This window comes from Mesorhizobium sp. CNPSo 4684, from assembly GCF_057784315.1.
The window spans coordinates 1-20,370 of record NZ_JBWLUX010000058.1; the positions used below are offsets into that span (position 1 = coordinate 1).

Annotated in this window: 22 protein-coding genes; 15 read left to right on the forward strand and 7 right to left on the reverse strand. The window is 62.2% G+C overall.

Translation table 11 applies throughout. The features are described 5' to 3' along the window. Together AC04SG_RS31765 and AC04SG_RS31770 are read left to right on the forward strand one after the other, a co-directional pair. A partial coding sequence (locus tag AC04SG_RS31765) for a porin (RefSeq protein WP_488554244.1) occupies nucleotides 1-1,092 on the forward strand: 1,092 nt, incomplete at its 5' end. A 266-nt stretch (nucleotides 1,093-1,358) separates the two neighbouring features. Continuing rightward, complete coding sequence (locus AC04SG_RS31770; RefSeq protein WP_488554245.1) at nucleotides 1,359-2,471, forward strand: pyridoxal phosphate-dependent aminotransferase; 1,113 nt, start codon at nucleotides 1,359-1,361, stop codon at nucleotides 2,469-2,471. Nucleotides 2,472-2,539: 68 nt separating this feature from the next. On the opposite strand, the gene AC04SG_RS31775 is transcribed toward AC04SG_RS31770, so the two are convergent. Next, the gene (locus tag AC04SG_RS31775; RefSeq protein ID WP_488554246.1) at nucleotides 2,540-3,076 is read right to left on the reverse strand and encodes a winged helix DNA-binding protein; all 537 of its coding nucleotides are present in this window, start codon (nucleotides 3,074-3,076) and stop codon (nucleotides 2,540-2,542) included. Between the two features lie 196 nt (nucleotides 3,077-3,272). Here AC04SG_RS31775 and AC04SG_RS31780 point away from each other — a divergent pair, with 196 nt between their 5' ends. The 3 genes from AC04SG_RS31780 (at nucleotide 3,273) to AC04SG_RS31790 (ending at nucleotide 5,513) form a co-directional block, all read left to right on the forward strand. Next, complete coding sequence (locus AC04SG_RS31780) at nucleotides 3,273-3,557, forward strand: acylphosphatase (protein ID WP_488554258.1); 285 nt, start codon at nucleotides 3,273-3,275, stop codon at nucleotides 3,555-3,557. 75 nt (nucleotides 3,558-3,632) lie between these two features. After that, a complete protein-coding gene (locus AC04SG_RS31785; protein WP_488554247.1) occupies nucleotides 3,633-4,283 on the forward strand; it encodes a TetR/AcrR family transcriptional regulator in 651 nt (216 codons plus the stop codon). A 66-nt stretch (nucleotides 4,284-4,349) separates the two neighbouring features. Next, nucleotides 4,350-5,513, forward strand: a complete 1,164-nt coding sequence (locus AC04SG_RS31790) for an isovaleryl-CoA dehydrogenase (RefSeq protein WP_112564233.1) — start codon at nucleotides 4,350-4,352, stop codon at nucleotides 5,511-5,513. On the opposite strand, the gene AC04SG_RS31795 is transcribed toward AC04SG_RS31790, so the two are convergent. Continuing rightward, nucleotides 5,510-5,878, reverse strand: coding sequence for a type II toxin-antitoxin system HicB family antitoxin (locus AC04SG_RS31795; protein WP_488554248.1), 369 nt, complete (start codon nucleotides 5,876-5,878; stop codon nucleotides 5,510-5,512). The genes AC04SG_RS31790 and AC04SG_RS31795 overlap by 4 nt on opposite strands. Then, nucleotides 5,875-6,129 (reverse strand): type II toxin-antitoxin system HicA family toxin, encoded by a 255-nt coding sequence (locus AC04SG_RS31800; protein WP_192256661.1) that lies wholly within the window; start codon nucleotides 6,127-6,129, stop codon nucleotides 5,875-5,877. Before AC04SG_RS31800 ends, AC04SG_RS31795 begins: the two co-directional genes overlap by 4 nt. Before the next feature lie 105 nt (nucleotides 6,130-6,234). Here AC04SG_RS31800 and AC04SG_RS31805 point away from each other — a divergent pair, with 105 nt between their 5' ends. The 4 genes from AC04SG_RS31805 (at nucleotide 6,235) to AC04SG_RS31820 (ending at nucleotide 10,949) form a co-directional block, all read left to right on the forward strand. Further along, a complete protein-coding gene (locus AC04SG_RS31805; protein WP_488554249.1) occupies nucleotides 6,235-7,842 on the forward strand; it encodes a carboxyl transferase domain-containing protein in 1,608 nt (535 codons plus the stop codon). A gap of 1 nt (nucleotide 7,843) precedes the next feature. Then, nucleotides 7,844-8,374 (forward strand): O-acetyl-ADP-ribose deacetylase, encoded by a 531-nt coding sequence (locus AC04SG_RS31810; RefSeq protein ID WP_488554250.1) that lies wholly within the window; start codon nucleotides 7,844-7,846, stop codon nucleotides 8,372-8,374. 120 nt (nucleotides 8,375-8,494) lie between these two features. Further along, nucleotides 8,495-8,869, forward strand: coding sequence for a hypothetical protein (locus tag AC04SG_RS31815; RefSeq protein WP_488554251.1), 375 nt, complete (start codon nucleotides 8,495-8,497; stop codon nucleotides 8,867-8,869). Between the two features lie 118 nt (nucleotides 8,870-8,987). Beyond that, on the forward strand, nucleotides 8,988-10,949 hold the full coding sequence (locus AC04SG_RS31820) for an acetyl/propionyl/methylcrotonyl-CoA carboxylase subunit alpha (RefSeq protein WP_488554252.1): 1,962 nt from the start codon (nucleotides 8,988-8,990) through the stop codon (nucleotides 10,947-10,949). Between the two features lie 63 nt (nucleotides 10,950-11,012). On the opposite strand, the gene AC04SG_RS31825 is transcribed toward AC04SG_RS31820, so the two are convergent. Together AC04SG_RS31825 and AC04SG_RS31830 are read right to left on the reverse strand one after the other, a co-directional pair. Beyond that, on the reverse strand, nucleotides 11,013-12,134 hold the full coding sequence (locus tag AC04SG_RS31825; RefSeq protein WP_142880019.1) for a branched-chain amino acid ABC transporter substrate-binding protein: 1,122 nt from the start codon (nucleotides 12,132-12,134) through the stop codon (nucleotides 11,013-11,015). 380 nt (nucleotides 12,135-12,514) lie between these two features. After that, nucleotides 12,515-12,781, reverse strand: a complete 267-nt coding sequence (locus AC04SG_RS31830; protein WP_006331108.1) for an SEL1-like repeat protein — start codon at nucleotides 12,779-12,781, stop codon at nucleotides 12,515-12,517. A gap of 443 nt (nucleotides 12,782-13,224) precedes the next feature. Between AC04SG_RS31830 and AC04SG_RS31835 the strand changes: the two genes are divergently transcribed. The 5 genes from AC04SG_RS31835 (at nucleotide 13,225) to AC04SG_RS31855 (ending at nucleotide 16,982) form a co-directional block, all read left to right on the forward strand. Further along, entirely contained in the window at nucleotides 13,225-13,566 is a 342-nt protein-coding gene (locus AC04SG_RS31835) for a DUF2147 domain-containing protein (RefSeq protein WP_203278043.1), read from the forward strand. Between the two features lie 225 nt (nucleotides 13,567-13,791). Beyond that, nucleotides 13,792-13,950, forward strand: coding sequence for a hypothetical protein (locus AC04SG_RS31840; protein WP_185970258.1), 159 nt, complete (start codon nucleotides 13,792-13,794; stop codon nucleotides 13,948-13,950). 39 nt (nucleotides 13,951-13,989) lie between these two features. Continuing rightward, the gene (locus AC04SG_RS31845) at nucleotides 13,990-14,184 is read left to right on the forward strand and encodes a hypothetical protein (protein WP_488554253.1); all 195 of its coding nucleotides are present in this window, start codon (nucleotides 13,990-13,992) and stop codon (nucleotides 14,182-14,184) included. Between the two features lie 186 nt (nucleotides 14,185-14,370). Further along, complete coding sequence (locus AC04SG_RS31850) at nucleotides 14,371-15,831, forward strand: AMP nucleosidase (RefSeq protein ID WP_246501744.1); 1,461 nt, start codon at nucleotides 14,371-14,373, stop codon at nucleotides 15,829-15,831. Nucleotides 15,832-15,950: 119 nt separating this feature from the next. Continuing rightward, nucleotides 15,951-16,982: an endonuclease/exonuclease/phosphatase family protein gene (locus AC04SG_RS31855; RefSeq protein ID WP_488554254.1), complete on the forward strand. Its 1,032-nt coding sequence runs from the start codon at nucleotides 15,951-15,953 to the stop codon at nucleotides 16,980-16,982. A 25-nt stretch (nucleotides 16,983-17,007) separates the two neighbouring features. Here the strand turns inward: AC04SG_RS31855 and AC04SG_RS31860 are convergent, their stop codons facing one another. After that, nucleotides 17,008-17,607 carry a DUF922 domain-containing protein gene (locus tag AC04SG_RS31860; RefSeq protein ID WP_488554255.1) on the reverse strand — a complete coding sequence of 200 codons (600 nt, stop codon included), beginning with the start codon at nucleotides 17,605-17,607 and terminating at the stop codon, nucleotides 17,008-17,010. A gap of 75 nt (nucleotides 17,608-17,682) precedes the next feature. Further along, entirely contained in the window at nucleotides 17,683-19,362 is a 1,680-nt protein-coding gene (locus AC04SG_RS31865) for an electron transfer flavoprotein-ubiquinone oxidoreductase (RefSeq protein ID WP_488554256.1), read from the reverse strand. A gap of 219 nt (nucleotides 19,363-19,581) precedes the next feature. On the opposite strand from AC04SG_RS31865, the gene AC04SG_RS31870 reads away from it, so the two are divergent. Then, nucleotides 19,582-20,220 carry a hypothetical protein gene (locus tag AC04SG_RS31870; RefSeq protein WP_488554257.1) on the forward strand — a complete coding sequence of 213 codons (639 nt, stop codon included), beginning with the start codon at nucleotides 19,582-19,584 and terminating at the stop codon, nucleotides 20,218-20,220. Nucleotides 20,221-20,370: the final 150 nt, after the last annotated feature.

Here is a 20,370-nt window from a genome sequence, read left to right on the forward strand (position 1 = left end):
GCCGAGCCGGAACCGGCTGAATACGTCAAGATTTGCGACGTTTACGGCTCGGGCTACTTCTACATCCCCGGCACCGAAACCTGCCTGCGCATCGGCGGCTATGTCCGCTACGACATCGGCGTCGGCGACGTCGGCTCGTTCGATGGTGCCAGGTCCTTCGACCACAAGGATGGCGACGAGCAGGACACTTTCTACAAGAATACCCGCTTTACGCTGAAGACCTGGACCGGCCAGGAAACCGAGCTCGGCACCTTGAAGACCTACACCGAGACCCGCTTCAACTTCGGCAACCGCAACGGCTACCCGTCGGCAGACGATCCGGCAACGGAAGCAGATGAATTCAACTCCAACCCTGCCGGCAACAAGAACGTTTCTCTGAACTTCGCCTGGATCCAGCTCGGTGGCCTGCGCGTCGGTAAGGACGAATCGGCCTTCGATACGTTCATCGGCTACGCCGGCAACGTCATCCAGGATACGCTGGTTCCCTACGGCGATTTCGACACCAACGTCGTCCAGTACTATTTCGACGCAGGCAACGGTTTCTCGGCGGTGGTCTCGCTCGAAGAAGGCTCGGGCACCGTCGGCACCATCGACAGCTATGTTCCGCATGTCGTCGGCGGCGTGAAGTACACGCAGGGCTGGGGCGCCATCACTGGCGTCGTCGCTTACGACAGCAACTACGAGGAAGTCGCCGGCAAGGTTCGTTTGGACATCACCCCGATGCAGAACCTGTCGCTCTTCATCATGGGCGGCTACGGCACGGACGACAATTTGACGGATCCGAACTACGCGATCGACGCCGGTGGCCGCGGCTTCTATAAGCAGTGGGGTGGCAACTGGGCATTCTGGGGTGGCGGCACTTACACCATCAACGAGAAGACCTCGTTCAACCTCCAGGTGTCATATGACGACTGGAAGAACCTCGGCGTCGCCGCGAACATCGCCTACGATGTGGTTCCCGGCTTCACGGTCACGGCTGAAGTCGACTACCTCAATGCAGGCAAGTTCGACGACGCCGACTTCTCCAACTTCACCAACGCCGACAAGAAGAGCAGCGTCGGCGGTCTCCTCCGCTTCCAGCGCTCGTTCTAACAGGCAGAGCCTGGCTCAAAATCGAACCCGGCGGGCAACCGCCGGGTTTTTCTTTTGAAGCATCCTTCGCCGTAGTGATTGGATGATTGGGCTGCGGTGCGGACCTTCAGAAGGTGGAGCTCAACCGGCGGCTAGATCATAGAGCCATGGCCGCCCTGTGCCGATTTCGTCTTAGGTGTCCTGGCCACTATTTCCAGGTGCGTCAGAACTTGCACCAACTGACCCAGCACGCTAGCAAGAAGGCCCTTTTCAAGTGAGCCTTTGCCATGCGCCAGCGCCCTGCCCTCACGCCGCTTGTCGGCGCGCTTCCCTCGACGGTGCCGTTTGTCGGGCCGGAGGCGCAGGAGCGTGAGCGCGGCCGCCCGTTTCGTGCCCGCATCGGCGCCAATGAGAGCAGTTTCGGGCCTTCGCCGCGTGTCATTGCGCGCATGGAGAGCGTCGCGCGTGACCAGTGGATGTATTGCGATCCCGACAATTACGATCTGAAGCAGGCCGCGGCCCGCCATCTTGGCGTTAGCGCCGAAAACGTGGTGGTGGGCGAAGGCATAGACGGGCTGCTCAGCCTGGTGGCGCGCATGTATGCGGCGCCCGGCGACGCGGTGGTCACCTCGCTCGGCGCCTATCCGACCTTCAACTTCCACATTGCCGGCGTCGGCGGCCGACTGGTTACGGTGCCTTACGAGACCGACAAGGAAAGTCTGGACGCCCTGCTGGCTGCGGTCGTCAGCGAAAAAGCGCCGCTGGTCTATCTCTCCAATCCCGACAATCCGATGGGCAGCTGGTGGGAAGCAAGCGAGGTTACCCGCTTCATCGAAGCCTTGCCGGAAACCACCATGCTGGTGCTCGACGAGGCCTATGGCGAGTTGGGGCCGGCCTCGGCACTGCCGCCGATCGATGTCGCGCGGCCCAATGTCATCCGCATGCGCACCTTCTCCAAGGCCTACGGGCTGGCCGGCATTCGCTGCGGCTACGCGGTGGCGGAGGCCGAGGTGATCCGCGATTTCGAGAAGATCCGCAACCATTACGGCGTCAGCCGCATGGCGCAGATCGCCGGCGTCGAAGCGCTTGCCGACCAGGACTGGCTGCGCAGCGTGGTGGCACGGGTCGCTGCCGGGCGCACACGCATCGCCGGGATTGCCAAGACAAACGGACTGAAGCCGCTGCCGTCAGCGACCAATTTCGTCACCATAGACTGTGGCCAGGACGGCGCCTTCGCGCTGAAGGTGCTGCAAAACCTGTTGTCGCGCGACGTCTTCATCCGCAAGCCTATGGCGCCAGGGCTCGACCGCTGCATTCGGGTCAGTGTCGGCCTCGATCATGAGCTCGACATCTTTGCCGAGGAACTGCCCGGCGCGCTGGCGGCAGCGCGCGGGAACTAGACCGGCCGCTGCCATCGGCATGTGGCGACGGGCACGACGCTGCGGGCGAACCAGCCGGCAGACCGGCATCACCTTGCAGCCGGCAGAGCCCGCGATTCCTTGCCGCCACCACCGAGCAGCAGCGTGACCCGCTTCAACGCCTCCGAAAGCTCGGCGGCTTCATCATCGGCGAGGCCGGCGGTCAAACAGGCGAGATCGCGATTCGCCGCTGCCTGAAGTGTGGCCAGCGCGGCACTGCCCCGGGCGGTCAGCGACAGGATCCGCCTGCGCCGATCGTCCGGATCGGCACGCAGTTCGATCAGGCCGGCGGCCGTGAATTTTCGCAGGATCCGCATGAGGTGGGCCGGCGGGAGTTGGAGTTTGCCGGCAAGGGCCGATGCAACCGGCGCAAGATCGAGATGGAACGCCCTCGCCAAAAATCCCGATACGCCGCCGGGGCCAGCAAAAACGTCAGCTGGCCGGTGGCCGAGTTCGAACAGCACCCTGGCTTCGACCAAAGTGTAGGCGCTCTGCATCAGCGTCTCATCGAGCAGCCCGACCAGGCACGTGTAGAACCTGTTGAAGCCGCGCATCTCGGCAACCAACGCATCTCGATAGGCTGGCATGTCGGCCACCTCTCCCGGAAGATTTCCGCAGTGCCCGATCTTCATCGAATTAGTTGATTTCGTCAACTATTTGCTGGACGATGCCATTCATCTCGAAGGTGTGAGCCGGGTTCCCGTCGATCCAGCAACAATCCAACCGTTCAAGCCTGTTGCTTTCGTTCGATCCTGCGCCAGACTCTGTGCATGGGAGATAATGATGGATGACCAGAAAAAGGCGGTACAGGCGCGCGTCCACGGCAATGTGCAAGGCGTCGGCTACCGGGTGTGGGCGCGACGCGAAGCGATAGAGCTTGGCCTCGTAGGTTGGGTTCGCAATGAACGGGACGGCACCGTGACGGCTTGGATTGCCGGTGGCGATGCCGCGGTTTCGACAATGATCGAACGGCTGCGGCAAGGACCAAGCGGAGCTTCGGTTTCAAAGGTCGAGACCGAGGAATTCGAACTCCGCGACGCCCCTATCGACTTTCGGATCATCGTATAGACGATGCGATTCCCGACCGCCCACTTGAATTAATTGAACGTTCGTTTTATTCTTGTGCGACACTGGGAGGCATTCATGGCGCGGACCACCGGATCCGATGGTGAAAAGACGGAAGCCGCCGTCCGCGAGGCGGCGGTCAGCCTGATCGCACGCTTCGGCTATGAAGCGATGTCGATGCGCCAGCTCGCCGCCGAAGTCGGCGTCCAGGCGGCCGCGCTCTACCGCTATTTCCCGACCAAGGAAGACCTTCTGTTCACGCTGATGCGCGAGCATATGGAAGGGCTGATCAAAGCGTGGGACGCCGCACGTCCCGATGCCGCCGATCCGACGACGCGGCTGGCCGCCTATGTCGAAAACCACATTGCCTTCCACATCGAGCGCCGCCACTCCACCCATGTCTCGAACATGGAATTGCGCAGCCTCTCGCATGAACGGCTGACGCAGATCCTGCGCATGCGCACCGCCTATGAGAAGGAGCTGCGCGCCATTCTGCGCGACGGGACAGAAACAGGCACCTTCAGCGTTGAGGACACCGGGCTCACGGCCATGGCGCTGATCCAGATGATGACCGGCGTCATCGTCTGGTTCCGCCCGGGCCAGCGGCTGTCGATGGCTGAAGTCACGGCGACATATCTTTCAATGACAATGCGCCTGGTTGGCGCGAAGATCGGTTCCTACAGCGCCGCGCGTCCCTTCGGACGCGCGAAGGACGCTGTAGCATTTTGATTTCGCGCATGATCCCTTTCCGAAAATCGAAGTCGATTTTCGGGGTCATGCGGCAGGAGGAACGGCATGTACACGAACACGCTCAGCTTCGGGCATGACGAAGACATCGAGGCGCTGCGCGACCTGGTGCGGCGCTTTGCCCAGGAGAAAATTGCGCCGATTGCCGCCGAGATCGACCGCAGCAATCAATTCCCCATGCATTTGTGGAAAGAACTCGGCGCGCTCGGCCTGCTCGGCATCACCGCCGATCCCGATTTCGGCGGCAGTGGCATGGGCTACCTCGCCCACGTGATCGCGGTGGAAGAGATTTCCCGTGCCTCGGCCTCGATCGGCCTCTCCTACGGCGCCCATTCGAACCTCTGCGTCAACCAGATCAACCGCTGGGCGACACCGGCGCAGAAGGAGAAATATCTGCCGGCGCTGTGCTCGGGTGAAAAGGTGGGCGCGCTGGCAATGTCGGAATCCGGCGCCGGCTCCGACGTCGTCTCGCTCAAGCTGCGCGCCGAAAAACGCAACGACCGCTATGTCCTCAACGGCTCGAAGATGTGGATCACCAACGGTCCCGACGCCGAAACGCTGGTGGTCTACGCCAAGACCGATCCGGAGCGGAAATCGCGCGGCATTACCGCCTTCATCGTCGAAAAGACAATGGCCGGCTTTTCGACAGCGCAAAAGCTGGACAAGCTCGGCATGCGCGGCTCCAACACCGGCGAACTGGTGTTCGACAATGTCGAGGTTCCCTACGACAACGTGCTGCATGAGGAAGGGCGTGGCGTCGAGGTGCTGATGTCCGGCCTCGACTATGAGCGTACCGTGCTTGCCGGCGGACCGATCGGGCTGATGGCGGCGTGCCTGGATGTCGCGATCCCTTATGTGCATGAGCGCAAGCAGTTCGGCCAGCCGATCGGCGAGTTCCAGCTGGTGCAAGGCAAGCTGGCAGACATGTATTCGACGATGAACGCCGCGCGCGCCTACGTCTATGCAGTGGCGGCTGCCTGCGATCGCGGTCAGACGACGCGCAAGGACGCTGCCGGCTGCGTGCTGTTTGCGGCGGAAAAGGCGACGCTGATGGCGCTCGACGCAATCCAGCTGCTTGGCGGCAACGGCTATATCAATGACTATCCGACCGGCCGGCTGTTGCGCGACGCCAAGCTCTACGAGATCGGCGCCGGCACCAGCGAAATCCGCCGCTGGCTGATCGGACGCGAGATCATGGCGGAGGGTGTTTAGTGCGTGCGGGTTCGGACTTTTGTCGAACCTTGGTCGACCCGCTTGCGGGCGACTTCGGCAAGCGTGTCCGACACCCACTGATTGATCGATTTGCCGTCGCTGGCGGCGGCCTTGCCCAGGAGCGCATGAATCTCTGGTGTCGTGCGCAAAGCGAGCTTGCCCGAGTACGGCTTCTGAGGATCAGCACCACGCTCCTTGCAAAAAGCAAGATAGTCGTCGACGCTGCCATGAAAAGCCTTCACCAATTGCTCTGCAGTCTCGGCTTCAAAAGTGACGATGTCGCGAATGCCAAGGACGCGACCATGGAACACCATGTCCTCATCGTCGAACTCGATCGATCCGGCATAACCCTTGTAAAGTTTCATGGCCCTATTCCAACATTGGTCAAAAATTCCCGGATGTCCCTGATTGCCCATCGCTTGGTGTCGGGCGATGGATGGGGGCGGTGCAGGAACAGTGTCTGGTCGGCGATGGTGAACCTCACTCGTGAGCCGCTGCCTTCCGAGACTTCGGCTCCAAGCGCCACCAGCAATGCCTCGACATCGCGCCATTTGATCGAAGCGCTGACCGGATTCGCAAATATCTTGTCTAGTGTCTGCCGGTGCGCAGCTTTCACGACTTTCCGCCCTCCCCAAATTGAATACCGTGGTAGTCGGCTCCTCTCGGGTTAGGGCGAGAGCCCATAGTGATACTAAAATATGATATCACAAAAGGTTCGTCAATGGCCACTCTAGCCTCTCAGATCTCGCCCTCCTCCGAAACCTTCCGCGCCAATGCCGAACGCATGCGGGCGCTGGTTGCCGACATCGCCGACAAGGCCGCCACCGTCGAGCGCGGTGGTTCGGACGAGGCGCGCGAGCGCCATGTTTCGCGCGGGAAACTGTTACCGCGCGAGCGGCTGGCGCAATTGCTCGATACCGGCTCACCCTTCCTCGAAATCGGGCAGTTCGCGGCATGGTCGATGTATGGTGAGGAGATTTCCTCGGCCGGCATGATCGCCGGTGTCGGCCGTGTTGAAGGAACCGAAGTGATGGTCGTCGTCAACGACGCCACGGTGAAGGGCGGAACCTATTACCCGCTGACGGTGAAGAAGCATTTGCGGGCGCAGGAGATCGCGCTGCAGAACAATCTGCCTTGCATCTATCTGGTCGACAGCGGCGGCGCCAATCTGCCCAACCAGGACGAGGTGTTTCCCGACCGCGAGCATTTCGGCCGCATCTTCTACAACCAGGCCAACATGTCGGCGGCCGGCATCCCGCAGATCGCCTGCGTCATGGGCTCGTGCACGGCGGGCGGCGCCTACGTGCCGGCAATGTCGGACGAGACGATCATGGTGCGCAATCAGGCGACCATTTTTCTTGGCGGCCCGCCGCTGGTGAAAGCTGCCACTGGCGAAGACGTCAGCGCCGAGGATCTGGGCGGCGCCGATGTGCACACCAGGTTGTCCGGTGTCGCCGACCACTACGCGCTGGACGACGAACATGCGCTGGCCATCTGTCGGCGCATTGTGAAAAACCTCAACCGACGCAAGAGTGTAAGCCTGACCTTACAGAAGCCCACGCCGCCACTTTACGACGCGCGGGAACTCTATGGCATCGTGCCGACCGATCTGCGCCAGCCCTATGATGTGCGCGAGGTGATTGCGCGCGTCGTCGACGGCTCCGAGTTCGACGAGTTCAAGCAGAATTACGGCACCACGCTGGTCACCGGCTTTGCCCATCTCCAGGGCATGCCCGTCGGCATCATCGCCAACAATGGCGTGCTGTTCTCGGAAAGCGCGCTGAAGGGCGCGCATTTCATCGAGCTGTGCTGCCAGCGCAAGATTCCGCTGATCTTCCTGCAAAACATCACCGGCTTCATGGTCGGGCGAAAGTACGAGGCCGGCGGCATCGCCAAGGACGGCGCCAAGCTGGTGATGGCGGTCGCTACCGCGCGCGTGCCGAAGGTGACGATGATCATCGGCGGTTCGTTCGGCGCCGGCAATTACGGCATGTGCGGGCGCGCCTATTCGCCACGCTTCCTGTGGATGTGGCCGAACGCCCGCATTTCGGTAATGGGGGGCGAGCAGGCGGCGACGGTGCTGGCGGTGGTCAAGCGCGAGGGCATCGAGCGCAAGGGCGGTGAATGGAGCGCGGACGAGGAAGCGAAATTCAAGAAGCCGATCCTGATGAAATACGAGCATGAGGGCCATCCGCTTTATTCCTCGGCACGGCTGTGGGACGACGGCATCATCGATCCGGCGAAAACACGCGAGGTGCTGGCGCTCAGCCTGTCGGCCGCGCTCAACGCCGACATCGAAGAAACGAAGTTCGGCGTGTTCAGGATGTGAGATGAGCACGCTCGGCCAACGCATCAGCATCCACACCGGCGACATCACCAGGCTTGCGGTCGATGCCATCGTCAATGCCGCCAATTCCTCGCTGCTTGGCGGCGGCGGTGTCGACGGCGCGATTCACCGTGCGGCCGGCCCGGAGCTCGAATTCGAATGCCGGATGCTCAATGGCTGCAAGGTCGGCGATGCAAAGCTCACCAAGGGCTACAGGCTGCCGGCGCGCTACATCATCCACACGGTCGGGCCAGTCTGGCAAGGCGGCGGCAAGGGCGAAGCCGGACTGCTCGCTTCCTGCTACCGCCGGTCGCTTGAAATTGCGCATATTCATGATTGCCGGACGGTGGCGTTTCCGGCGATCTCTACCGGCATCTACCGTTATCCGAAGAATGAGGCGGCAGTCATCGCCGTCGGCACCGCAAGCGACTTCCTGCAACAGAAGGCCCTGCCCGAGACCGTTGTTTTCTGCTGCTTCGATGACGAAACCGCTGAACTATACCGATGCGCCGTTGCTGGCCTTGATAAGCGCTGAACTTGATGACCCAACAGATTTCTTCCCGCCTGCAAATGCGAATTTCCACCAGCGATCTGGCGGGCGTGCAAAATATTCGCTACTGCTCGTCTCGAATTGGGCAGTTGGGGTTGGGTGAACATGAATCTGAAATATTGTCGCAAGTCGGCCATCTCGATACTTGCAGGTCTCCTAATATTTTTCGCGCCTGGCGTCGGCGCAGCAGCGTCGCTGGCGGGAAGCAAGGGCGAGGTTCGCTTCTGGCCGGAATTGCCGAAAAACCCAAAAGACCCCTGCACCAAGGCTTACAATGCCTATGTGGCGGCCAGCGGCCATTCGGCCTATGCGACCACGCCGTACATGCGGGTAACGTCGTTATATATGATCTGCGGCTCGCGCGTGAACGCGCCGTCCCAAAAAGCTGCCGAAGACGCGGCCTTGAAATCCTGCCAGGCAGGCCGCAGCAAATGGAAAGTCACGACCGGAGGCGCTTGCGAAATCGCGGCGTCCAAGTAGGCGGAAGCTACTCCCCACAGGTTTTTGACAACGCCCTGATGCCATCGCAGGGTGTGGTGAGGGTTTGCGGGAAACGGGGCGCAAAGCGGCGGCGCCTAAGGCAAACGCTGGAGGCTCCATGTTCGCCAAGATCCTGATCGCCAATCGCGGCGAGATCGCCTGCCGTGTGGTCCGCACCGCGCGCAGGCTCGGTGTGCGCACCGTCGCCGTCTATTCCGACGCCGATGCCAAGGCCATGCATGTCGAAATGGCCGACGAGGCGGTGCATATCGGCGCTTCTCCCGTCGGCGAAAGCTATCTGCGCGGCGACAAGATTGTCGCGGCGGCGCTGGCGACAGGCGCCGAGGCAATCCACCCCGGCTACGGCTTTCTCTCGGAAAACCCCGACTTCGTCGATCAGGTGGCGGCGGCAGGGCTCACCTTCATCGGCCCCTCGGCCGCCTCGATCCGCGCCATGGGTCTGAAGGACGCAGCCAAGCGGCTGATGGAGAAAGCCGGCGTGCCGGTGGTGCCGGGCTATCATGGCGAGGCGCAGGAGATCGTGCTGCTGGCGTCCAAGGCGCGCGAGATCGGCTATCCCGTGCTGATCAAGGCGCGCGCCGGCGGCGGTGGCAAGGGCATGCGCCGCGTCGAGCATCCCGACGATTTCTCCGAGGCATTGTCGGGCGCACGGCGCGAGGCCAAGGCCGCGTTTGGCGACGACCGCGTGCTGGTGGAAAAATATGTCGACAAGCCGCGCCACATCGAGGTCCAGGTGTTTGGCGACAATTTTGGCAACGCCGTGCATCTCTTTGAGCGCGACTGCTCGGCGCAGCGGCGCCACCAGAAGGTGATCGAGGAAGCGCCGGCGCCCGGCATGACACCGGCGTTGCGCAAGGCGATGACGGAAGCGGCGGTGAAAGCTGCCAAGGCGATCAGCTATTCGGGCGCCGGCACGATCGAATTCATCGTCGACGCCTCGCAAGGGCTGAAGGCCGACCGCTTCTGGTTCATGGAAATGAACACCCGCCTGCAGGTCGAACATCCCGTTACCGAAATGGTCACCGGCACCGACCTGGTCGAGTGGCAGCTGCGGGTGGCCAGCGGCGAAAAGCTGCCGAAGACGCAGAGCGAGATAACGCTGTCCGGCCACGCCTTCGAGGCGCGTATCTATGCCGAGGACGCGGCGAAAGGGTTTCTGCCGGCGACCGGCACGCTGCATCACCTTACATTTCCCGACAAAGCTCCCGAAGGCGCCACGATGCGCATCGAGACCGGCGTGCGGGCCGGCGATGCGATCTCGCCCTTCTACGATCCGATGATCGCCAAGCTGGTGGTCCACGCCAGGGACAGGCAAGCGGCGCTCGACGCGCTCGGCACAGCGTTGTCGCAGACCGAGATTGCCGGCTCGACCGTCAACACAGCCTTTCTCGCAGCACTTGCCGCGGACGCCGATTTTTCCGCCGGCGACGTCGATACCGGCCTGATCGGCAGGCATCAGGAAGCGCTAACCATGGTTGCGCCGCCGAGTGGAGAGACCATCGCCGCAGCAGCCCTTGCCGCGGCCGGCGCCGGTGCGTTGCCACCATCCGACGACCCTTGGTCATCGCTGGCCGGCTATGCGCATTTTCACGCTGTTGCGCGGCGCACGCGGCTGCGCCATGGCGAGGACGATATTCTGGCGCGCGTTTCAGTGCGGCCGGACGGGCGCTTCGAGGTGGCGCTGGATGCGCCCTATGACAGCGTCAATTCGCACGATCTTCGCGCTGCCCCTCGCCTTGCCCGCTGGCCAGGCCACGTGACCGTGTTCGAAGGCGCGGTCGGCTACAGTTTCCTCGTCCCGGATCCGCTGGCGCGAACCGATGAAGCCGCCGCTGCGTCCAGCAGTCTGCGCGCGCCGATGCCCGGCCTGGTCAAGCTGGTGCGCGCGGCCAAGGGCGAAGCCGTGACCAAGGGCCAACCGCTGCTGATCCTGGAAGCGATGAAGATGGAACACACGATCTCGGCCAGCCATGACGGCGTCATCGCCGAGATCGCGACAGAGGGCGCGCAGGTCACCGACGGAACCGTGCTGGTGCGCTTCGTTGAAGAGGGGGCATAGCCCGAGACACGCCTTAAATGAAATGGCCGGGCAAGCCCGGCCATTTCGCGAGTATGCGGACGATTACTGCGCGATCGGCGCGTATTTGCCGTCATGCCACTGGTTGATGTCGTAGCTGGCGTTCTTCAGATCGCCCTTCTCGTCGAAGGTGACCTCGCCGACCACGGTGCTGAACGGCGTGCCGTTCTTCAGCGCTTCGGCGACCTTGACCGGATCGTCGGTTCCGGCGCGCTTGATGCCCTCTGCAAAGGCCTGAACGACGGCGTAGGAGAACAGCGTGAAGCCTTCCGGCACGAAGCCGCCCGCCTTGATCTTGGCGATGGCGTCCTTGGCTTCCGGCTTGGCCTGCGGGTCGGACGGGAAGACGAACATGGTGCCTTCGCCGGCCGGGCCAGCGACCTGCCAGAATTCCGGCGAGGCGATCGAGTCCGGCATGATAAGCTGGAACTTGACGCTCTGCTCGGCCGACTGACGCAGGATCAGCCCGGCTTCAGGGTGATAGCCGCCGAAATAGACGACATCGGCCTTGAGGTCCTTCAGCTTGGTGACGAGTGCCGAGTAGTCCTTTTCGCCGGCATTGATGCCTTCATAGTCGACTTCCTTGAGGCCGCCGGCATTCATCGTCGCCTTGACGGCATCCGCCACGCCCTGACCGTAGGCGCTCTTGTCGTGCAGGATAACGATGTTCTTGCCGGCATATTTCTTGGCAATCCACGGGCCGATGAAGGCGCCTTGCGCGTCGTCACGCGTGTAGAGACGCATGATCGTCGGCCAGCCGGCCTTGGCGGCGGCGTCAGTCAGCTCGGGATTTGAAGAGGCCGGGCTCATCATCAGCGCGCCGGCCTCGGCGTAGACGGCGGACGCCGGGATGCTCGAACCCGAACAGGCATGGCCGTCAATAAACTTTACGCTGTTGGCAACGATGCGGTTGGCCACCGAAACCGCCTGCTTGGGATCGCACTGGTCGTCTTCGATATCGAGCTTGATCATCGAGCCGTTGACACCGCCGGCGGCGTTGATCGCGTCGGCGGCTGCCGTTGCGCCCTGCTTGAACTGATCGCCGATCGTGGCGAGCTGTCCGGTCATCGGGCCGACCACCGAAATGGTGATATCATCGGCAAAGGCAACCGGCGCGCTCATCATCAGGCCAAATACGGCCGCGCTTAAAATACCCATTTTTTTCATGGTGATAGAACTCCTCCCACACTCGCGCAGCCGCTCTGGTCGCGCTTCTTTCAGAAGGCGGGACAATTTCATCCTTCATCGGGCCTGTCTAGGCGCATCGGCGCCACGCGATTGGGCCTCATCAACGCAAAAAGCCACGCCAGCCTTGTTCCGGCAGGTCGTGGCTTTTTGCTCTTAGAGCAGTCCCCATGCGCCCCCGCGCCACGAAAACCTGCTCACCGTCCCCATTGTGCACGGCCGGACCGTGTCGGCCTGCCGCGTTCTTGTCTTTCGTCGTCGACCGTCTTGTCGCGGTCTTGTTGTCTACCGGTTCCGGCCGTCTATGCGGTCTTGATCCCGGGAGCGTCCCTGTTTCGTACATCTGCTCGAGATCGGCGATCTCAGTGCATGGTCATCCATTCGCGGGCTTCGCGCAGCGCCCTGGCGATCTCGACCTTGGACATTGCGGCCGACAGTTCCGAGCGCAGTTCGGCGGCGCGGACCGAGCCCTTGATGGCGGCGATGTTGAACCATTTGTGGGCGGCAACGACATCGGTCTCGCAATCGCGGCCGGTCGCATACATCATGCCCAGTTCGAAAAGAATGTCGGCCTGGGCAGTTGCCCCCATGGCGCCGAAGCCGGCTTCAAGCATTTCAAAACGTGCCATTTTAGTCCCCTGTCTGGCTCCCGAGAGCGGGCCTTTTCTGTCCCCCGGTGTCCCCTGGGGAGCCGCTCTTTCGATGCTTTCGAGAATGAAGCCGAGCCTTGAATTCGTCGTTAAATGGCGTGCTTAATTTGGAGAAAACAAAGCTAAAACAAGAGGTAAACGCGGAAATTCGTTAAGGATACAAAGTCAGCAACCGCGCCGTTTCGCGCCGGATTTGACGAAAATTTATGGGGCACCAATCAACACTCTGCTAACCACGGAAACCAAAGCCAACGCCTCGATCGTTTCATTTCCTGGTCGCTGAGCGCTTCTCGACCCTTATGAAAATTGCAAACCCTTCCCCCACGGCACCCGCTTTTGTTTTGCCGGGAGCTGGATTAGCTTACGTTTGCGTAAGGGGCAGAGAGGCCGGCGCCCCACCTAAAACCACAGGGAGGACAGATATGTTTCGGAAAGTGAGCTTGGCCCTGGCGGCTACAGTGATGATGGCGGGCGCGGCCTGGGCCGATCCGATCGAAGGCAATTGGAAGACGCAAGCCGGCGACACCGCACTGATTGGCGGCAGCGGCTCATTCTCCATCACGCTGAAGACCGGCAAATATGCCGGCAAGACCATCGGCTCGCTCAAGCCGGCCGGCGACAACAAATATGCCGGCAACATCACAGATCCGGCAAACGACAAGACGTATTCCGGCAAGGCGACACTGTCGGGCACCTCGCTGAAGATGAGCGGCTGCGTGCTCGGCGGGTTGATCTGCAAGAGCCAGACCTGGCACAAGCTCTGAGCTTGCTGTTTTGACATGACGACAACGGGGCCCCCAACAGGCCCCGTTTTCTTTTCCAGGACGGTCCGCGACATACCCGCATCGCCACCTCGCGGCCTCTTAGCCGAGCCGATGCTCTCCCTAAAACATCGTCAATCACTTTGAACCGCAGATGAACGCCGGCATCAGAGCCGGTTCAGTCGCATCAGGGCATTTTGATGGCGTGTTCAAGGAGACACCACGCAAATGCTCGCTCGCCGCTTCACCATCGTCTGCCTGTTGATGAGCCTGTTCGGCATGTTCTTCGCCATTCTGGTGGCCGAAGCCGGCCGTCCGGCCCGCTCCTGGGATGCAGCCAGTTCCAGCAGCTGCCAGTTCGATTGCATGAACCATTTTCGCCCCTGAGACGACAAAGACATAGATCCAAACAGAAAAGCAAAAGCCATGAAACGCATCGCCATCAACGCCCTCCAGACCCTCCGGCTTCTGCCGCGGGCGGCGCTTGTCCTGATCGTGCTGTCGGCGCCAGTCTTGGCCATGCCAATGATGCGGGCCGCCGCCGACACGACGACCGACGCGCCGGCGACGAAGAAGCATGGCGTTGGCTTTGTTCTGCTGGTCAGCCTGCAGCGCGGGTAAGCTATGCCGGCATTCAGGTGATGCCGGCCTGACCCGCGTGAATCTCGACACACCTTGAAACGTGGTGGAATAAATCTTCGCCTTGGCCGCATGGATGGCCACCCTCCCCCTCCCAAGTGCGGCCTCAAGTCCCTATATTGAGCCATGGAAAAGCGAATCTACCCACAAGCTATCGAATCGGTCGTGATGCCGGAGCCTTTCGGCAAGAAGAGCTTCGACGACGCCAAAAAGGCCGTGGCCGCCTTGCAGGCGCTCTACGACCGCAACACCAAATTCCTGCGCGACTCCTTTGCGGCACTTGCCGCCGGCGGCGATGAAAGCAAGCGGTACCGCGCCTTCTACCCGGAGATCGGCGTCACCACCAATTCTTTCACCCAGATCGATTCGCGCCAGGCGTACGGCCATATGCCGACGCCGGGGCATTTCTCGACCACCATCACCCAGCCGGTGCTGTTCGAACGCTATCTCGTCGAGCAGCTTCGCCTGATCATGCGCAATCACGGCGTGCCGGTGACGGTTTCGGAATCGACCACGCCGATCCCGCTGCATTTCGCCTTCCTTGAAGGCACCCATGTCGACGGCGCCGCGGCAGAACGCATCAAGCGGCCGATCCGCGACCTGTTCGATGTGCCGGATCTCGACGGCACCGACGACCAGATCGCCAATGGCACATTCGAAGTGGCGTTCGGCGAACCGAGGCCGCTCGCGCCATTCACGGCGCAGCGCATCGACTATTCGCTGCACCGCATGACACATTACACGGCGACCAGCCCGCAGCATTTCCAGAACTTCGTGCTGTTCACCAACTACCAGTTCTACATCGATGAATTCGTCGCCCGCGCCCGGGCGCAGATGGCGGAAGGCGGCCACGGCTATGCTGAATTCGTCGAACCCGGCAATGTCGTCACCAAGGCCGGGCAAAGCGCGCCCAGCGAAGGCGTGGCCGCACCGCGCCTGCCGCAAATGCCGGCCTATCACATGAAGAAGCCGAACCATGGCGGCATCACCATGGTCAATATCGGCGTCGGCCCGTCCAACGCCAAGACGATCACCGACCATATCGCGGTGCTGCGGCCCCACGCCTGGCTGATGCTCGGCCATTGCGCCGGCCTGCGCAACACGCAGGCACTGGGCGACTATGTGCTGGCGCATGCCTATGTCAGGGAGGACCATGTGCTGGACGACGACCTGCCGGTGTGGGTGCCGATCCCGCCGCTGGCCGAGATCCAGGTGGCGCTGCAGGAGGCGGTCGCCGAAGTCACCGGGCTTTCCGGCTACGATCTCAAGCGCATCATGCGCACCGGCACCGTCGCCACTATCGACAACCGCAATTGGGAGTTGCGCGACCAGCGCGGACCGGTGCAACGGCTGTCGCAGTCACGCGCCATCGCGCTCGACATGGAATCGGCCACCATCGCCGCAAATGGCTTCCGCTTCCGCGTTCCCTACGGCACGCTGCTGTGTGTCTCGGACAAGCCGCTGCATGGCGAGCTGAAGCTGCCCGGCATGGCGACCGAATTCTACAAGCGGCAAGTGGCGCAGCATCTGACCATCGGCATCAAGGCGATGGAGAAGCTGGCGGAAATGCCGATGGAACGGCTGCATTCGCGCAAGCTGAGAAGCTTTTCGGAGACGGCCTTCCAGTAGACTGGCTCCCGTAAATGTTGGCCGCGAGGCGTTTCGTCATCTTGATTGGGCCGCATTTGCGCCGATAACAGGCCTGACACCCTCGGCCCGACACTTTGGGCAATGCAAAACCCGGTCTGATGGCACGCGTGCGAAACACGATGGCTTCGATGGCGTTCCTGGCAATGCTCGGCCTCTCGGCCGCGCTTGTAGCCGGGTTCCTTGGCACACTGCATCCGGCCTTCGATTCCTTCGCCCATTTCCGCATCCATTTTGCCGTGCTGATGGCCCTGATTGCGCTGCCGCTGCTTGCCACCTCGTTTCGCCTGCAGGCGGGTGTGGGCCTGCTCTTGGCCGTAGCCGCCTTCGCCAGCACGTTGAGCACCTTGCCGCGGCTGTGGCCGGTGCAGGCCGCCGGTGACGCCGAGCCCGGCAATGAGACGGTCTATCGGCTGCTGCAGATGAACCTGCGCTTCAACAATCCGACGCCCAAGAAGGTTCTTTCGCTGATCGGCCGGACCAACCCCGACGTGATCACGCTCGACGAAGTATCGGCGATGTGGGCAACCGAGCTCGGCTATATCCGCAGCGCCTATCCCTATCGCATCCTGTGCGCCTATCCCAACGGCGTGTTCGGCGTGGCGCTGTTGTCCAGGCGGCCGTTTGCCGTCGGTACCGAACCATACTGCGAACCGCGCGGCGCGATGGCCACCGCCACGGTCGACTTCGGCGGCATCGGCGTCGATGTCGCGGCGATCCATCTGAGCTGGCCGTGGCCGAAGGAGCAATACTGGCAGATTGGCGAGTTGACCAAGACGCTCACCTCGCTGGGCGAGACGGCGATCATGGCCGGCGACTGCAACGCCGTGCCGTGGAGCGCTGCGGTGCGGCGCGTCGCCTCGCTCGGCGGACTGACCGTGATGCCGTCGGCCGGGCCGAGCTGGATTCACCGGACGCTGCCCGACTTCCTGCGCCGCTACGCAGGTCTGCCGATCGACCAGGTATTCTCGAAGGGCGGGGTGACGATCCTGTCGTCAACCCGGCTGGAAGACACCGGCTCGGACCATCTGCCGGTGATGGTGGAATTTTCGCTGAAGCGCGACGAGAACAAGCCGGTCGACGAGGACGCCACCGCGACCGTGTCGCTCATTCAGCCCGACATGCGCGGCTAGATCAACACGTTACGGGCTTGAGGTTTCACAAGCCCACCAGGGCCTCGATGATGCGCTCGACATGGCCGCCTTCACGGTGCTCGCGCGCGTCGAAGGCGATCTGTTTCGCTTCATAGACCTTGGCGGTGGCTTCCAAGCGCCGCCGGGCTTCGGCGCTCGTCTTATTGCATTGCGGATCATTGGCAAATTTCATGCCGCGAACCGACCGCTCCGCGGCCTGCATCATCTGCCCGGCGATACGGCCATGGGTTCCTTCATGAGCGAGAACGCCGGTGAAGAACCGGTTCCAGCGTTTGCGCAGCGCCGGCGTGACGGCCGAGGCCACGCGCGGATAGGTGTAGGTGATGTTGAGCGCTCCAGTGGCCTGGCGCAGGCGACAGACGCCGTTGACCTGGCCGAGGTCCAGGCTCCAGTCCGCGGTGTAGCTTGTCTGCGCGATGGCGTGGGTCATGAAACCGTGCTTGGGCCCCCTGCGGTTCATGGCTAAGACCAGACCGGCACCCGTGGCGCCGGTAATGTCGTAGGTTCGCGTCTTGACGACGGTTTTCACGCCGGCAGACGCCGTCCCGACGATGCCGCAGGCCGCGCCTATGACGGCGACGCAACACAAGACCAACACCCGCATGCCATTCTCCCACATGGACACGGCAATGAGACCACAAGCAGATGACGGTTTCAACAATCAATGGCGCCGGGCGCCTTACATGCCCTGGTAGACCGGGCCTTCGCCGCCTTGTGGCGGCACCCAGTTGATGTTCTGGTTCGGATCCTTGATGTCGCAGGTTTTGCAGTGCACGCAGTTCTGCGCGTTGATGACGAAGCGCACATCTTTCGCAGCCGGATCGGCGGCGGCGTTGCCATCCTTGTCGACCCATTCATAGACGCCGGCCGGACAGTAGCGCGTCGACGGCCCGGCAAAGACGTCGTGCTCGGAGCGCTGCTGCAGCGCCATGTCGCCGACGATCAAATGCACCGGCTCATTTTCCTCGTGATTGGTGTTGGACAGGAACACCGAGGACAGACGGTCGAAGGTCAGCACGCCATCCGGCTTGGGATAGGCTATCTTCGTGTGCTTGGCGGCCGGCTCGAGCGTGGCATAGTCGGCCTTGCCGTGCTTCAGCGTGCCGAAGGGCGAGAAGCCGAACAGCGTGTTCAGCCACATATCGAGCCCGCCGAGGCCGACGCCGATAATGGTGCCGAAGCGCGACCATAGCGGCTTGACGTTGCGCACCTTCTTCAAATCCTTGCCAATGTCGGTCCCTCGCCAGGCCGCCTCGTAGGAGGCCAATTCGTCATTGGCGCGGCCGGCGCCGATGGCTTGCGCGACATGGTCGGCCGCCAGCATGCCGGACAGGACCGCATTGTGCGAACCCTTGATGCGCGGCACGTTGACGAAGCCGGCAGCACAGCCCATCAGCACGCCGCCGGGGAAGGACAGTTTCGGCACCGACTGCCAGCCGCCTTCGGTGATGGCGCGCGCGCCATAGCCGATGCGCTTGGCGCCCGCGAAGGTGCCCGATATCGCTGGATGGGTCTTGAAGCGCTGGAATTCCTCGAACGGCGACAGCCAGGGGTTCTTGTAGTTGAGATGCAGGACGAAGCCGACCGCAACCTGGTTGTCCTCCAGATGGTACAGGAAGGAGCCGCCGCCGGTCTTCAGATCGAGCGGCCAGCCGAAGGAATGCTGCACCAGGCCCGGCCGGTGGTTCTCCGGCTTGACCTGCCACAGTTCCTTGAGGCCGATGCCGTATTTGCCGGGCTCGCGACCGTCGGACAGCTTGTATTTGGCGATCAGCTGCTTGGCGAGCGAGCCGCGCGCGCCCTCGCCGATCAGCACATATTTGCCCATCAGCGCCATGCCCGGCGCAAAGCCCGGGCCGTGCGTGCCGTCCTTTTCGACGCCCATGTCGCCGGTGATGACGCCGGTGACGGCGCCGGCATCGTTGTAAACAAGCCTGGTGGCGGCAAAGCCCGGATAGATTTCAACGCCCAGCGCTTCGGCCTTGCCAGCCAGCCAGCGGCAGACATTGCCGAGCGAGACGATGTAGTTGCCGTGATTGTTCATCAGCGGCGGCATCATGATGTTGGGCAGGCGGAACGAGCCGGCAGGGCCGAGCACCAGGAAATGGTCCTCGGTGACCGGCGTCTTGAAGGGATGGCCGTCTTCGTCGCGCCAGCCTGGCAACAGGCGGTCGATGCCGATGGGATCGACGACGGCGCCGGACAATATGTGGGCGCCGACCTCGCCGCCCTTTTCCAGCACGACGACGGAAAGCTCGGGATTGACCTGCTTGAGACGGATCGCCGCGGCAAGGCCCGCCGGGCCGGCCCCGACGATGACAACGTCGAATTCCATGCTCTCGCGTTCGATCTCGCTCATCAACCCCTCCGCACTGGCTAACCGTTTCCGGGCATTTTGCTGGCTCTTGCGCTGCATAGCGCATCAATCCGCGACAGGAAACCGGCGCTGACGTGACAATGCCGTTTTCGCCAAAAAGTCGCGGATAACGGCGATGCTGCACGCCTTTTGCGCTGAGCTGGACCGAGCTTCCCATATTTTAATTGTTCGACGGCTCGCTTATCGGCCATACTTCGGCCCATGCGCACGCCGTCCGGCATTTCATTGACGCGCTTTCCCCTTCCGCCCGGCCGGACCCGCCGAGCGCTTCTTCTCGCCCTTTCACTGCTGGCGCCGGTTGAGGCTCATGCCGATCCGGTGAAGGTGTGGGCGACCGGGGCCTACTCCTTTTCCGACGAGCTTGGCGGCTTCCACATCACCGGCGCCTCGGGCCTCGGCACCAAGGAAGACCCGCTGGTCATCTCCGAGGAGCTGAATTCGTCGACGCCGGTGACGCTCACCATCCGCACCACCAAACCGATCCAGCCGTTCAGCACCAATGGTGAATTCGCCAACGGCGTCCTGTACATGCGCATCGAGGTGCTCAACAATAGCGGCCAGGCCTGGGTCGAATTCCAGTTCGAGCTGCAGGAGATCCTCAACCAGCCGAGCGTGTTCGGCGACGGCCTGTCGTTCGACCAGCGTAACAAGACGCCCGATAATATCTTGTCGAGCGCCTATGCCGATTTCGACCGCGATTTCGAACCCTATGACCGGCTGCTGTTCAAGGACGGCAAGATCGACCCACTGAAGACGGGAAGCTTCGAATTTCTGATCACCGACTATACCCCGCGCTGGACGTTCTATCTGGTACAGGATCCGCGGATACCGACGGGCTGAGTAATCTCCCCCCTTGAGGGCAGGGGAATCGCAGATAAGTTGATTGGCTCTTGCCAAGTAGGAAAAGAGGGATTCTTGAGAGGCTTTCTCGCTACAGAGGAGGCCGCGGTGCCGTTGATTATGTCTATCCTGCGAGAGGTTCGAGATCCG